Origin of the sequence: Micromonospora sp. LOL_013 (genome assembly GCF_048060315.1) — a bacterium.
Taxonomy (GTDB): Bacteria; Actinomycetota; Actinomycetes; order Mycobacteriales; family Micromonosporaceae; genus Micromonospora_E.
In genome coordinates, this window is the sequence record NZ_JBHMIQ010000031.1 from 25,094 (window position 1) to 38,502 (window position 13,409).

Annotated in this window: 13 protein-coding genes and 3 pseudogenes; 6 read left to right on the top strand and 10 right to left on the bottom strand. The window is 71.7% G+C overall.

Going from position 1 to position 13,409, the window contains the following annotated elements; translation table 11 throughout:
• Positions 1 to 101: 101 nt before the first annotated feature.
• The 7 genes and pseudogenes from ACFHWS_RS20340 to ACFHWS_RS20370 all read right to left on the bottom strand — a co-directional run.
• Positions 102 to 611: pseudogene (locus ACFHWS_RS20340) on the bottom strand (pyruvate formate lyase family protein); the annotation flags it as partial.
• The gene (locus tag ACFHWS_RS20345; protein ID WP_416568786.1) at positions 608 to 1,063 is read right to left on the bottom strand and encodes a pyruvate formate lyase family protein; all 456 of its coding nucleotides are present in this window, start codon (positions 1,061 to 1,063) and stop codon (positions 608 to 610) included. The gene ACFHWS_RS20345 and the pseudogene ACFHWS_RS20340, both read right to left, overlap by 4 nt.
• A 43-nt stretch (positions 1,064 to 1,106) precedes the next feature.
• Positions 1,107 to 1,301, bottom strand: a pseudogene (locus ACFHWS_RS20350) (hypothetical protein); the annotation flags it as partial.
• Between the two features lie 244 nt (positions 1,302 to 1,545).
• Positions 1,546 to 2,424 (bottom strand): universal stress protein, encoded by an 879-nt coding sequence (locus tag ACFHWS_RS20355; RefSeq protein WP_416568787.1) that lies wholly within the window; start codon positions 2,422 to 2,424, stop codon positions 1,546 to 1,548.
• Between the two features lie 10 nt (positions 2,425 to 2,434).
• Complete coding sequence (locus ACFHWS_RS20360) at positions 2,435 to 2,884, bottom strand: universal stress protein (RefSeq protein WP_416557301.1); 450 nt, start codon at positions 2,882 to 2,884, stop codon at positions 2,435 to 2,437.
• Between the two features lie 206 nt (positions 2,885 to 3,090).
• Positions 3,091 to 3,381 (bottom strand): annotated as a pseudogene (locus ACFHWS_RS20365) (helix-turn-helix transcriptional regulator); the annotation flags it as partial.
• A 208-nt stretch (positions 3,382 to 3,589) separates the two neighbouring features.
• A complete protein-coding gene (locus ACFHWS_RS20370) occupies positions 3,590 to 4,450 on the bottom strand; it encodes a universal stress protein (RefSeq protein WP_416568788.1) in 861 nt (286 codons plus the stop codon).
• A gap of 143 nt (positions 4,451 to 4,593) precedes the next feature.
• On the opposite strand from ACFHWS_RS20370, the gene ACFHWS_RS20375 reads away from it, so the two are divergent.
• From ACFHWS_RS20375 to ACFHWS_RS20390, 4 genes are all read left to right on the top strand, one after another.
• Positions 4,594 to 5,259 carry an HAD family hydrolase gene (locus ACFHWS_RS20375; protein WP_416568789.1) on the top strand — a complete coding sequence of 222 codons (666 nt, stop codon included), beginning with the start codon at positions 4,594 to 4,596 and terminating at the stop codon, positions 5,257 to 5,259.
• Positions 5,260 to 5,434: 175 nt separating this feature from the next.
• Positions 5,435 to 6,262: an SAM-dependent methyltransferase gene (locus tag ACFHWS_RS20380; RefSeq protein ID WP_416557304.1), complete on the top strand. Its 828-nt coding sequence runs from the start codon at positions 5,435 to 5,437 to the stop codon at positions 6,260 to 6,262.
• A gap of 341 nt (positions 6,263 to 6,603) precedes the next feature.
• On the top strand, positions 6,604 to 6,816 hold the full coding sequence (locus ACFHWS_RS20385) for a hypothetical protein (RefSeq protein ID WP_416557305.1): 213 nt from the start codon (positions 6,604 to 6,606) through the stop codon (positions 6,814 to 6,816).
• 143 nt (positions 6,817 to 6,959) lie between these two features.
• Positions 6,960 to 7,658: a DedA family protein gene (locus ACFHWS_RS20390; protein ID WP_416557306.1), complete on the top strand. Its 699-nt coding sequence runs from the start codon at positions 6,960 to 6,962 to the stop codon at positions 7,656 to 7,658.
• A 31-nt stretch (positions 7,659 to 7,689) separates the two neighbouring features.
• Here ACFHWS_RS20390 and ACFHWS_RS20395 read toward each other — a convergent pair whose 3' ends face one another.
• The 3 genes from ACFHWS_RS20395 to ACFHWS_RS20405 form a co-directional block, all read right to left on the bottom strand.
• Positions 7,690 to 8,106, bottom strand: coding sequence for an NUDIX hydrolase (locus tag ACFHWS_RS20395; protein WP_416568790.1), 417 nt, complete (start codon positions 8,104 to 8,106; stop codon positions 7,690 to 7,692).
• Positions 8,107 to 8,265: 159 nt separating this feature from the next.
• Complete coding sequence (locus ACFHWS_RS20400; protein ID WP_416568791.1) at positions 8,266 to 9,645, bottom strand: cellulase family glycosylhydrolase; 1,380 nt, start codon at positions 9,643 to 9,645, stop codon at positions 8,266 to 8,268.
• A 257-nt stretch (positions 9,646 to 9,902) separates the two neighbouring features.
• Positions 9,903 to 11,114 (bottom strand): LolA family protein, encoded by a 1,212-nt coding sequence (locus tag ACFHWS_RS20405; RefSeq protein ID WP_416568792.1) that lies wholly within the window; start codon positions 11,112 to 11,114, stop codon positions 9,903 to 9,905.
• Positions 11,115 to 11,250: 136 nt separating this feature from the next.
• Here ACFHWS_RS20405 and ACFHWS_RS20410 point away from each other — a divergent pair, with 136 nt between their 5' ends.
• On the top strand, positions 11,251 to 11,907 hold the full coding sequence (locus ACFHWS_RS20410) for a response regulator transcription factor (protein ID WP_416568793.1): 657 nt from the start codon (positions 11,251 to 11,253) through the stop codon (positions 11,905 to 11,907).
• 47 nt (positions 11,908 to 11,954) lie between these two features.
• Complete coding sequence (locus tag ACFHWS_RS20415) at positions 11,955 to 13,409, top strand: sensor histidine kinase (protein WP_416568813.1); 1,455 nt, start codon at positions 11,955 to 11,957, stop codon at positions 13,407 to 13,409.

Consider the following 13,409-nt stretch of genomic DNA (forward strand, 5'->3'; position numbering starts at 1 on the left):
GGTCCAACACGTTGACGTTGAGGTGGAAGCCGCTGGCGGGCGATCCCGCAGGCCAGGAACCGGTGCACCGGGTAGTCGTGCAGCGCCATCTGCAACCGTTCGTACGCGTACCGGTCGTGCATGTGGTGGATGACGTTGAGCGCGGTGACGTAGGTGGCGGCCAGCCAGTCCAACGTCCGGTCGAAGGCCGCGAGGACCTCGTCGTAGTCGAGGACCTCCCCGCCGACCGGCTGACTCACCGGGGCAATCTGCTCGCCGGTGACCTCATCGCGGCCGCCGTTGATCGCGTGGGCCTTGGCCAGGTTTGCCCGGGCCCCGAAGAACTGCATGTCCCGGCCGAGGCGCATCGCCGACACGCAGCAGGCGATCGCGGTGTCGTCGTCGTACCAGGACCGCAGCGTGTCGTCGTTCTCGTACTGGATGGCGCTGGCGTCCAGCGACACCTGGGCGCAGAATTTCTTGAGCCCGTCGGGCAGCGTGGGGGACCGGAGTACGGTCAGGTTCGGCTCCGGCGCCGGTCCCAGGTTGTAGAGCGTCTGCAGGTAGCGGAACGTGGTCCGGGTGACCAGGGTCCGTCCGTCGGTGCCGGTCCCGCCGAGGGATTCGGTCACTCAGGTGGGGTCGCCGGAGAAGAGTTCGTCGTACTCGGGGTGCGCAGGAAGCGGATGATCCGCAACTTGAGCGCAGAGTCGTCGACCAGCTCCTGCGCGGCCAGCTCGGTCAGCTGCCCGGAGTCGATGTCGCGCTGCAGGTAGACGTCGAGGAACGTGGCGGTCCGGCCGAGCGACATCGCCGCGCCGTTCTGCTCCTTGCCGGCGGCCAGATAGGCGAAGTACAGCCATTGGACCGCCTCCCGGGCGCCGGCGGCCGGCCGTGAGCCGTCGTAGCCGTACGCGGCTGCCATCTCGACCAGCTCACCGAGTGCCCGGATCTGCTCGGCCAGCTCCGCCCGGTCGCGGATCACGTCGTCGGTGGACGGGACCAGGTCCAGCGCCTCGCGCTGCGCCCGGCGGTCGGCGATCAACCGGTCCACACCGTACAGGGCGAACCCGCCGGTAGTCACCGATGATCCGTCCCCGCCCGTAGGCGTCCGGCAGCCCGGTGACGATGTGCGAGCGGCGGGCCCGCAGTACGTCGGCCGGGTAGGCGTCGAAGACGGCGTCGTTGTGGGTCTTGCGGTACGTGGTGAAGATTCGGTGCACCTGTGGGTCGGCCGGGTAGCCGGGAGCATGCGCGGTGATAGTGGACGGCGTCGCGAAGTCGACGTCGTAGACGCCCCGACGGCGTTCCTCGACGAACATGTCCCGCAGCCGGTCCCAGACCGCCCGGGTCCGGTCGGGCCGGTCAGGAACCCGGCGTCGCCGGTGTACGGCGTGTAGTTGGCCTGGACGAAGGCGGCCACGTCGATCGTGTCCCGCCACCGTCGTCCCTGGAAGGTCCGCCACGGATCGTGGATCTGCTCGGCGAACACGTCAGCCTCCATGGGTGGAAGGCCCGGCGGGTCAAGGGACGGCCCGCCGGGCGGGTGGTCGTCGGCGCGCCAGCTCAGGGCACGTCGGCCGGGATGGTGTCGCGGATCACCGCGACCGGGCTGTGACTGTGGTGCAGCAGCTGCTGCGACACCGAGCCGAGTAGCAGGCCGGTGAAGCCGCCCCGGCCGCGCGAGCCGACCACCACCAGGCTGGCGGTACGCGACGCGTCGACCAGGACCCGGCCCGGGTTGTCGCCAACCGCCTCGGCGGTCATCGTGACCTCGGGATACTTTTCCCGCCACCCGGTCAGCTCGTCGTCGAGCAGGGCACGCTCGGCGGCGACGATCTCCCGAGGGTCGAAGGCCGGTGGCTGCCACCGCTGTGCCGGTGGGTGCCAGGCACGCAGCACCCGCAGCGGCACCAGCCGGCTGGCCGCCTGCTCGACGGCGAAGCGCAGCGCGGCCAGTGACGACTCGGAGCCGTCCACGCCGACCACCACCGAGGCGGTGGGGTGTGCCGCACCGCGAACCACCACCACCGGGCAGTGTGCGTGCGCGGAGACGGCCACGCTGGTCGACCCGAGCAGCAGGTCTGCGAAGCCGCCGTGCCCCCGGTTGCCGACCACCAGCAGCGCCGCGTCCCGGGACTTCTCACGCAGCCGTAGGGCGGCGGGTCCGTCGAGGACGACGGTGCTGATGTCGGCGTCCGGGTGCGTCTCGGCGGCCTCGGCGGCCGCCACCCGCAGCATCGTCTCCGCGTCGCGCCGGGAGGCCGCGTTCGGCCAGCTGGTCGGCACGGGGGCCAGCGGACCGGTCCCGGTCGGCCACTCGAAAGCGAACGCGAGGACCACCGGGGTGGCGGTCCGGACGGCTTCGGCGACCGCCCAGCTGACCGCGGCGTCGGCGCTGGACGAGCCGTCGTACCCTACGACGACCGGCCTGATCACGGCCATCACCTCCGGCTCAGCTCGTGGGGTCGGCGGCCGAGCAGACCAGCGCGGGAACGGGGATCACCACGACCGGGCAGGTGGCCTTGCGGATACACTCCTCGCTGACCGAGCCGAGCACGGTGTGCTGCAGGCGGCCGTGCCCGTGGCTGCCCAGGACCAGCAGGTCCGCGCCGCGGGCGGCGGTGGTCAGCACGTCGGCGGCGCGGCCCTCGACCACCTCGCCGACGACCGGCGACGCCGATCCGACCCGGGCGGTCAGCGCGGTGATCTCCTGGTCCAGCAGTTCGCTGGCGCGTTGCCGCTCCTCGATGGGGCTGACCGTGGTTCCACCGTCCCACCGCCAGGCGACGACGGCGCGCAGCGCGCCGCCCCGCTCGGCGGCTTCCCTGGCGGCCCAGTCGAGAGCCTGGCGGCTGCCCTCGGAGCCGTCGACACCGACGACGATCAGGTGACTGGCGCTCATGGTCCTCACTCCTTCAGTCGCACCTGACTACAGTCCACCTCCGTCGACGGCTGGGGGACAGGTGCGAAGGACCCGCCGTTGCGGGACTGGGGTCCCGTCGGTCGACCGGCCGGCGTCGGCGGCCCGGCCGGGGTCGGATGTGGATCGGCCGGCGGCGATACGGTCGGCGTCGGCGTCGGCGGTCCGGCCGATGCCGGCTGGCCGCCGGTGAACAGCGCGAGTAGTTCGCCGACCAGGTGGTCGCATTCGGCCGGATGTCGGAACGGCACGTGCGGATTGACCGTGTACTCGTTGCGCCGGCCGACCCGGTGCCGGGCGAGGTATCCGGCTTCCTCCAGGTCGGCGACGATGGTGTGCGCCGCGCGTTCGGTTATCCCGACCCGCGCCGCCACGTCCCGCAGCCGGGCCCGTGGGTCGCGGGCGATGGCGAGCAGGACGTGTCCGTGGTTGCTGAGGAGGGTCCAGGGCGGAAGGCGCCACGTGTCGGGGGTTGTCACAGCGTAATCATATGAGTACCAATACGTGAACATCGTCCACATGGCTGCCGTGTCCTGACCGTTCCGTGCTGCCGTGTCCCGACCGGGCGGGCCGGCTCACCGCCTCAACCGTCGGGCCCCTAGCATCCGGGCCCACCAGGGACGACGGCTGTCGGCGACGACCCGTGGCGCCCGCCTCCTGCACGGTCGAGGGTGACCCGCACGCCGGTCAGTCGCCGACGGCCGGCCGGGGCCCGCCTTCGCGGACGATCGCCGTCGCGCACCCGGCATGGTGCAGCACCGCCTGGCTGACCGCGCCGAGCGGAACCCGCAGCGGATGGTCGCCACGGGCTCCGACGACCACCAGACCGGCCTGGGTGGCACGCTCGATCAGCACCCGGGCCGGCGGGCCGTTCACCACTTGCTGACGGACCGCGACGTCGGGATGCTTCTCCTGCCACGGGGTCACCGCCGCAGCGAGTTCGTCGGCGGTCGCCGCCGAGGCGTCGGCCCAGCTCGACTCGCTCTCCCAACTGCGCACGACGATCAGGTCGCTGTCCCGTTGCGCGGCGGCGTCGAAGGCGAAGCCGAGCGCCCGCTCCGAGCCGGCTGAGCCGTCCACGCCGACCAGCACCGGCGCGGCCGGTTCGGGGGCCGGCTCGGAGCCGGCCCGGGCGACCAGCACCGAGCAGTCGGCGCGGGCGGCGATCTGTACGGCGAGTGCGTCCAGCGGCAGGCAGGTCCACCGGGCCAGGTCCCCGTCGCCGATCACGATCAACGACGCCATCCGGGACTCCCGGAGCAGCGCGGTGGCCGGGGCGTTCTCGGACACCTCGGTGGTGACGTCGATTCCGGGGGCCGTCCGGGTGGCGATCTCCACAGCGCGTTCGACGAGCTGGTAGGCGTCCGGCTGGGGGTCGTCGCCACCGGACAGGTCGTCCGGGATCCAGTTGAGGGCGTGCACCAGCCGCAGCGGCCGGTGCGCGGTGGCGGCTTCCCGGGCGGCCAGGGCGACGGCGGCCCAGCTGGATGCCGAGTCGTGGACGCCGGCGACGATCCGGTCGCGGGCCGGTGCGGCGTGCTCCGACATCGCAACTCCTTTCACCGCTTCAGTCCGGTGCGTGGGCCGCTGCAGCGACCCGGCTCGGATCGAGAAAGGGGAGCTCACCTGCGAGGATAGCGCTCAGTGACCCCGCTCCGGGTCGATTCCGGTCGACCGGGCAGGATGGGGTCATGATCTCGGCGGTGGTGTTCGACATGGACGGCGTACTCATCGACACCGAGCCGGTCTGGGAGCAGGTCCGGCGCGACTACGTGGCCGGGGCCGGTGGTCGGTGGCTGCCGGACGCCCAGCAGCGGCTGATGGGGATGAGCACCCCGGAGTGGGCCGGCTACCTGGACGCGGACCTCGGCGTCGGGCGCGGCGCCGACCGGGTCGCTGACGAGGTGATCGACGCCATGGCGGCGCGGTACCGGGCCGAGCTGCCGTTGATCCCAGGCGCGATCGAGGTGGTCTGCGACCTCGCCGGGCGGTTCCCGCTCGCGCTGGCCAGCTCCTCCCCCCGCCGTCTGATCGAACAGGTGCTGGCCACGGCGGGGCTCACCGAGGCGTTCCGGGCGACCGTGTCGACCGAGGAGTGCGCGGCCGGCAAGCCGGACCCCGAGGTCTACCAGGTGGCGGCACGGCTGCTCGGCGAACCGCCGGGGCGGTGCCTGGCGGTGGAGGATTCGAGCAACGGGCTGCGGTCCGCCGTGGCCGCCGGTCTGGTGGTGGTCGCGGTGCCACACCCCGCGTATCCGCCGGCGGCCGACGCCCTGGCCGGCGCGACGCTCGTCGTCGACCGCCTCGACGAGGTGACGGTCGACCGGGTGCTCGCCCTCGCCGTCGACAGGGGATAGAGTGGCCGGTCCCGCCGTCGACAGGGGATAGACATGCCACCGGCGGTTCCGACCCGGCGCGGGTGAGCCGGATCCGCCGGGAGAGTCCCCGGGGCGGATCCTCTAGACTGCGCCTGGCAGCGCTCCCAACCGACCACGAGATCCTGGTCGGACGCATCCCCCGGAGGTCTCCGCCGTGAGCATTGAGGACCGAGTTCCGGTCGGGGTGGACACCACCCGCCCTAGCGTCGCCCGCGTGTACGACTACATGCTCGGCGGCAAGGACAACTTCGCGGTCGATCGCCAGGCCAGCGAGATGGCGCTGCAGGTCACCCCCGACGGTCCGCTGGCCGCCCGGGCCAACCGCGGCTTCCTACGCCGCGTGGTGGGGCACCTGGTCGCCGAGGCCGGCGTGCGGCAGTTCCTCGACATCGGCTCGGGCCTGCCGACCCAGGGAAACGTGCACGAGATCGCCCACCAGGTCGACCCGCAGGTGCGGGTGGTGTACGTGGACAGTGATCCGATGGTGCTGGCACACGGTCGGGCGCTGCTCGACAGCTCTCCGATGACCACCGTCGTCCAGGCGGACGCCCGCGACCCGGAGCAGATCCTGGCCAACCCCGACGTACAGTCGATGATCGACCTGGATCAGCCGGTCGGTCTGCTGATGCTCGGCATCCTGCACCATCTCGGTGACGACGAGGATCCAGCCGGGGTGGCGACGGTCTACCGGAACGCGGTCCCGAGCGGGAGCTACCTGGCCCTGTCCCACTTCCACCACCCGGGTGACAGCCAGCCGGAGGCCGCCCGCAAGGCGCTCGTGGTCGAGAAGATCTTTAACCAGACGTTGGGTACCGGTCGGTGGCGCCAGCGTGACGAGATCCTCGGGTACTTCGGCGACTTCGAGATGCTCGAACCGGGCCTGGTGCCCCTTGCGGAGTGGCGCCCGGACCATGACGACGAGCCGTCGGAGCAGACCGACACCTACTACACCTTCGTCGGCGGCGTCGCCCGCAAACCCTGACCCACCGCGTCCGTCCCGTACGCTGTCGTAGCCGCCGCACCCTTGCCGTAACCGGGTCTGCTGGAAGGCAGGGCTACACCGCGCGTGCTAGCGTCCGACAGCCTGGGGCGCCGGCGGTGACCGTCGATGCCCGTGGCCGGTCGCCCCACGACCGCACCCGTGCACCTTCTGCGGAGGTACGCCGTACCTTCGGATCCTTCGTCGAACGCCTGGCACAGCATCGAGACCAACGCTTTCGGGCTGGATGAGTTCGTCAGTGGTGTCTCGGCAACGAGATGGACGGGCCTTGACAGCTGGGTCATCAGACCGCCGATGTCAACCGTGGGCAGCGGGAGTCCCTCGTGCTCGACATCGACCTGCGGGCATCCCCCGGCTACCGGGTCGTTGAGCAGGGCGTGCTGACCGACCCGGACGTGCGGGCCGCCAACACGTCGGCGCAGCCGGACCGGGTCCGTCCCCAGACCCTTCCCGGCCCGGCGGCCGACCAGGGGGCGGCTGTCGGTGATGCTGCCGCCCGTCTCCTGGACGATGGTGCGTCTGGCGACGCCGGCTGATCCGCCGACCGGGTCCGGGTGACACCTCTCTGTGGTGGGGAGTACGCCCGCGACGCCCCGGCGCGGCATCCGTCGGACCGTCACGGGCACCGTCCCGCAACTGCTAACGTCGGCTCCGCAGCCCCCCGCGAGCGGGGGGTGCTGTGCTGAGCGACTGGCTGCAGCCGTTGCTGTCGATGGACAGTGCGTTGATCTACCTGCTGGTCGGGCTGTTGGTGTTCGCCGAGGACGCGCTGTTCGTCGGCTTCGTGTTCCCCGGCGAGACCGCTGCGGTGCTCGGCGGCGTCGCCGCCAGCCTCGGCACCATCTCGCTGCCCGGCATCACCGTGGTCGTGGTCAGTGCGGCCGTGGCCGGCGATACCACCAGCTATCTGATCGGCCGGGCCCTGGGGCCCCGGCTGCTGCGGATGCGTTTCCTGCGCAAGCGGCAGGCCTGGGTGCGGCGGGCGCAGCACCAGTTGGCGGTACGGGGCGGCACCGCGGTCTTCGTTGGCCGGTTCGTGACCTTCTTCCACGCGGTGATGCCCGCCCTGGCCGGCGCGGCACACATGCCGTACCGGCGGTTCTTTCTTTACAACGTCGCCGGCGCGTTGGTCTGGGGGGTCGGCACGGTGCTGATCGGCTACCTGGCCGGCAGCTCCTACGCCGCGATCGAGGAGGTCGCCGGCCGGGCAGCCGCCGTCGTGGTCGCGGTGCTGGCGCTCGGGGCGCTCGTCGTCTGGCGGCTACGGGCCGCCCGCCGCGAATGTGCACCCGACGCGGCCGCCGGCCAGCCGGCATCCGGTCGTCACCGGCCCGGCCGAGGCCGTGACGGCTGCGACCGGTCCGGTGACCATGCCTGACGACCAACCAGCCGCGCCCGGCGACGAATTCCTACGCCGGCACCGGTAGCAGCTCCGCCATCCGCAGCCCGTCAGCGGTCGGCGGCGACAGGGGCAGCCGGTCGATCTCGTTGACCGGCACCCACCGGATGGCGTCCGCACTGCCGCCGACCTCGGTGACAACCGGCTCGCCCGGCCCCACCCGCGCGCTGTGCAGCAGCCCGACCACGTGCCAGTCGGTGCCGTTGCGGTGCGCCAGGTACGACCGCACGTCCAGCAACCGCGACGACATCACCTCCAGCCCGGCCTCCTCCTGCAGCTCCCGGGCGAGCGCCTCGCTGGGCTGCTCGCCCGGATCGAGACCACCTCCCGGCAGGTGCCACGCACCCGGCTCGAACACCGGAGACGCCTCGGACAACCGGCTCAGCAGCACCGCTGAGTCGCGGACGACCACCGCGTACGCGCCCACCCGTATACGAGGACCTTCGCTCACCATCAACCTCCAGCTCGTAGCGACTTGGCAGTGCCCACACCGGCCGCCGGCCGGCTCAGGTGAACGACGCCGGGTGTGGCCGGTGGCCGGACGGGTACCCGTCCGGCCACCGGCCACACCTTCGGGTGGCGGCCGCTACCGCGCGGCGCAGGACAGCGTCGGCACCGGGTTGCTGCCGCTCCAACTGCCGATGAAGCCGAAGGTCGTGCTCTGTCCGGCGCCGAGGTTGCCGTTGTAGCTGACGTTGGTCGCCGAGACACTCGCCCCGGTGCTGGTGACGGTGGCGTTCCATGCCTGGTTGACCGACTGACCGCTGGCGAACGTCCAGCTCACCCGCCAGCCGCTGAGCGCCGAACCGCCCGCAGTCACCCGGACCTCACCCTGGAAACCACCCTGCCACTGACCGACCACCGCGTACGTCGCGGTGCACGCCCCGGCCGGCGGCTGGGTGGTGGGGGGTGTGGTGGTGGGGGGTGTGGTGGTGGGGGGTGCGGTGGTGGGGGGTGCGGTGGTGGGCGGTGGCGTACCGCCGCTGTAGATGGTCGCCTCCCGAGCGGTCTCCCGGATTCCGTCGGCACCGTTGAACAGCCGCTGACCCCACGAGGTGAGGCTGTTGACGTTGAAATTGTTCACCATGTCGAGGTATTCGACGCCGCCGCTGTTGCCGCTCCACGACCAACCGAGCCAGCCGATGCCGTGCTGCCGGGTGTAGGACAGGATCGAATCCTCGTCCGGGTTGCCGTCGGAATGGTCGTGCCCGAACTCGCCGACCGCGATCGGCAGCCCGGCCGAGCGGAACCGCCCGAGGTAGTTGCTGATCTCGGCGGCGGTGTCGAACACGCCGTACATGTGGATCGAGAAGATCAGGTTGCGGGTCGGGTCGGCGTTCCACACCGACTGCGCGTTGTCGCGCATCGTGAAGGTCCAGTCCTGTCCCCAGTTCGGTGCGTCGACCATGATCGCGTGTTCGAAACCGGCGTCGCGCAGCCGCTGTACCGCGCTCGTGGTGTGACTGGCCCAGCTCTGGTAGCCGCTGTTGCCAAACGGCTCGTTGCCGATGTTGATGATGACGTAGTTCTCCTGGCCGCGCAGCACGCTGGCCAGGCTGATCCAGTAGTCGGCGGCGGACGCCAGGGTCGCGGCGGCCCCCTCCTCGCCGTACCCGGTGGTGTCGTGCACCTCCAGGACGCAGATCAGCCGGTTGGCCTTGCACAGCGAAATGACGTTGGCGACGTCACTGGCATCGTTGCGGGTCCACCGATGGCCGTTGCTGAGCACCACCCGGACGGCGTTCGCGCCCAAGGACTTGATGTTGGCGAAGGAACTGGTCTGGCTGGGGTACCAGGTGTGTGCGTGGTTGACCCCGCGCAGGACGAACGGAGTGCCGTTCGCCTCGACCAGCCGGCCGCCGCTGACGTGCAGACCGACGGCGGCGTGTGCGGGCTGGACCAGTACCACGACGGAGGTGACCAGGGCGAGCAGCGTCGCGGCCGCGACGCTCAGACGTGTCTTCATGACCTACCTCGGGTAGCGACCCGTGGGTGACCCACGGGGACGAAAGACACCTGCTGACCTGGCCAGCGCGGTGTCGGCGACTACCCGGCCCTTCACGCAGGCATCAGAGTAGACCGGCGCGGTCCCGCTACGCAACCGGTTAAGTTGCTCCGTCCCTGGTGTCGGTCCGCACCTCTGGCTGATCGTGCCCGGTAACCGCCGCTACCGGCGTCGACGTCCGGTGATCCGGGGTCGACGCCGGTAGTGGACCGGTCAAGTCAGCGGGTCTCGGTAGCCACCTTGTACAGCCGCTCCGGCGTCACCGCGCCGGCGAACAGCCGGCCGTCGTCGGCGATCAACGCGGTGAACAGCGCACTGGAGAACAGCCGGCCGCTGCCCCACGGGCCGTCGACCGCCGGCAGATCACCCAGCATCTGCATGACTTGGGCGCCCTCGGCGGACTCACCGGCGTGCTCCTCGACCGCGGTCGCCGCCTCGGCCGGCGGCGTGATCACCAGGACGGTGCCCCAGCCGCTGCCGACCGTACGGACCGCGTCCTCACTGTCCGCCCAACCCCGCGCCAGCTCCTCCAGCATGCCGTCGGTCTCGGCGTCGCCCGGCAGCTGGTCCGGACCTCGGGAACCGTCACCCGGCGCCGCGACGTCGTCCTCGCCCGCCTCGATCACCTCGGTGCCCGGCGGTGGGTTGAAGACGAACTGCTCCTCATCCGGTGTGTCGAAGCTGACCTGGGTGAACGCCGTCTCGATGGCGGCCCGGTCGGCGCCGACCGGATAGACCGCGAACCGCAGCGGCACGTACTCCACCGAGTCGATCGCGATCCGGATCTCCTCGACCAGCGAGTCCTTGTCGCGTGGGGTGAGCACCAGTTCGTACGCGGTCCGCCCGGCGAGCTCCGCCGAGCGGCCCACCGACACCTCGGTGCTCGGGTCGATCGCCTCCAGCACTTCGTCGGCCGCCGCCTGCGGGGTGATGGGCAGCTCCGGCGTCGGATCGGCGCCGGCCCGCTCGCCCGCCGCGTCGGCGTGATCGCCCTCGGCCGGCAACTCGAAGTGGGTGGCCTGCTGCTGCTGGCTGGACCAGATCCAGACGTCCCGTCCGTTGCGGATGACGTCGGTCTCGCCCAGCGTGCGGACCATCGCCAACCGGGCCTGGTCCGGACCGGCATACCAGACGCGCAGAGTCTGCGTGCCGTTGATCAGCGAGCCGAGCCCGTTGCCGGCACCGATCTGACCGGCCAGGTTGAGCGCCGTCGGCAGGCCCAGCTCGGCGCGGTGCACGACAGTCCCGGACATGCCGTCGATTTCGGCGGTCTGCAGGTCGACCAGCAACTGCTCGGCGCTGCGCGGCGGCAGGACCGGGTCAGCGGACGCGGCGAGCGCCCCCACGGCAACGCCGCCGCCGACGAGCACCGCCGCCGACGCGGCGGGGACCAGCCAGCGCATCGCCGGCCGGGATGTGAATACCGACATCTTCGTACCTCCTGCCGCCCATCGTGCGTCGGGTGTACTGAGACGTTGCTGAGAGCCGGTGGCCAAGCTGAGAACACGCTCAGCGACGACGATCACGGGTAACCCGGTTACACGCCCATGGTGGCACCCTTGACCAGTGCGGGTGCTGGTGGTGGAGGACGAGGTCCGGTTGGCCGACGCCCTGCGGCGCGGCTTGCAGGAGGAAGGCTTCGCCGTGGACGTCGCCGCGAGCGGGCCGGCCGGGCTGGAGCTGGCCCGGCACGGCGGGTACGACGCGATGATTCTTGACGTGATGCTGCCCGGACTGTCCGGCTACCGGGTGGTGCGCCAGCTGCGGGCCGAGCAGAACTGGCTGCCGGTGCTGATCCTGTCCGCGAAGGACGGCGAGTACGACCAGGCGGACGGCCTCGACTGCGGTGCCGACGACTACCTGACCAAGCCCTTCTCGTACGTGGTGCTGCTGGCCCGGCTGCGCGCGCTGCTGCGGCGCGGCGCGCCGCAGCGGCCCGCCGTGCTCACCGCCGGTGACCTGAGCCTCGACCCGGCCCGGCGGCGGGTCACCCGGGCCGACGCCGAGGTGGCGCTCACCGCCCGTGAGTACGCCCTGCTGGAGTACCTGATGCGGCGCGCCGGCGAGGTGGTCTCCAAGATCGAACTGCTCGACCACGTCTGGGACGCCAGCGTCGACACCGCGCCGAACGCCGTCGAGGTGTACATCGGGTACCTGCGCCGCAAGGTCGGCCGGGATCGGCTGGAAACCGTCCGGGGTGCCGGCTACCGGCTGGTCCCGTGACCGGCCGACGGCTTTCGGTGGTGCATCCCAGTCAGTGGCGGGCGTACCTGCGGGTCCGGCTCAGCCTGCGCACCCGGCTGACCGCGATCAGCGTGCTGGGTCTCACCGCCGGCCTGGCCGCTGGGGCGATCGGGCTCACCGTCGTCCTTGCCCTGGCGTTGGAACGCAGCGCCGACGCCGACGCCCGGACCACCGCCGACGCGATCGCCCAGCTGGTGGCCGCCGACGCGGTGCCTGACCCGTTGCCGGTGGCCGGCAACGACGTACGGGTGCAGATTGTCGACGAGCGGGGACGGATACGCGCCGCATCCATTGGCGCCGACCGACTCGTCCCGATGCTCTACGCGGCCGAGCGGGAACAGCTCGCTGCCGAACCGACCGGGGCGGTCACCGTGCCGGGTGCCCGGCTCGGTCTGCGCGGCCCGGTTCGGGTGATCGCGCAACCGGCCGGCGGGCTGGCGCAGCCGCGTACCGTGCTGGTCGCCCGGTCGATGGCCGACATCAACCGCAGCCTCGCCCTGGTCCGGGTGATTCTGCTGATGACGTTCCCACTGTTGGTGGCAGCGGTCACGGTCATCGTCTGGCGGGCCGTCGGGGCGGCGCTGCGGCCGGTGGAGAAACTGCGGGCCGGCGCGGCCGAGATCACCGGTGGCGACCAGGCCGGCCACCTGCCGGTGCCGGGTGGTGGCGACGAGATTCACCGGCTGGCGGTCACCCTCAACGACATGCTCGACCGGTTGGAGGCCGCGCGGGCCCGGCAACGCGCGTTCGTCGCCGACGTCGCCCACGAGCTGCGCAGTCCGCTGACCAGTCTGCGTACGCAGCTTGAGGTGGCGCAGCGACTCGGTAGCCGCACGGACTGGTTGGCGGTCGCCGACGACCTGCTGGCGGACAGTCAACGGCTCAGCCGACTGGTCGACGACCTGCTGCTGCTGGCCCGCGCCGACCAGCAGGCCGGCCAGTTCGGGGTGGTGCTCGGCCCGGTCGGTCCGGTGGAACTGGGCGAACTGGCCGCCACGGTGGCCGCCCGGTATCCACGACCTCCGGTGCGGGTGGTGCCGCCGGACCAGCCGCTGTGGATCGCCGGTGACCCGGACGCGCTGGTCCGGGTGTTGGCCAACCTGCTGGACAACGCGGTCCGACACGCCCGCTCCGAGGTGCTGGTGACCGCCCGACCGCACGGGCCGGACTGGCATGAGCTGCTGGTCACCGATGACGGTCCGGGTGTCCCACCGGCCGACCGGCAACGGGTCTTCGACCGGTTCACCCGGCTCGACGACGCGCGGGCCCACGACGCCGGTGGCGCCGGGCTCGGGCTGGCCATCGTCGCGCAGTTGGTCCGCCGACACGGCGGCACTGTCGAACTGGCCGATGCGGGGCAGGCGGAAGATGCGGCGGGACGCGACGGTGATGCGGCAGGGCCCGACAGGGCCCATACCGGACTTCAGGTTCGGGTTCGGCTTCCGGCAGACCCGGTGGACGACGACCCCGGCCCGGCATAG

What these genes read in the sequence shown, in the direction of transcription:
- ACFHWS_RS20400 (WP_416568791.1), bottom strand. Translation starts at nt 9,645, where the DNA reads ATGAAGACACGTCTGAGCGTCGCGGCCGCGACGCTGCTCGCCCTGGTC.
- ACFHWS_RS20375 (WP_416568789.1), top strand. Translation starts at nt 4,594, where the DNA reads ATGATCTCGGCGGTGGTGTTCGACATGGACGGCGTACTCATCGACACC.
- ACFHWS_RS20405 (WP_416568792.1), bottom strand. Translation starts at nt 11,114, where the DNA reads ATGTCGGTATTCACATCCCGGCCGGCGATGCGCTGGCTGGTCCCCGCC.
- ACFHWS_RS20360 (WP_416557301.1), bottom strand. Translation starts at nt 2,884, where the DNA reads ATGAGCGCCAGTCACCTGATCGTCGTCGGTGTCGACGGCTCCGAGGGC.
- ACFHWS_RS20355 (WP_416568787.1), bottom strand. Translation starts at nt 2,424, where the DNA reads ATGGCCGTGATCAGGCCGGTCGTCGTAGGGTACGACGGCTCGTCCAGC.
- ACFHWS_RS20370 (WP_416568788.1), bottom strand. Translation starts at nt 4,450, where the DNA reads ATGTCGGAGCACGCCGCACCGGCCCGCGACCGGATCGTCGCCGGCGTC.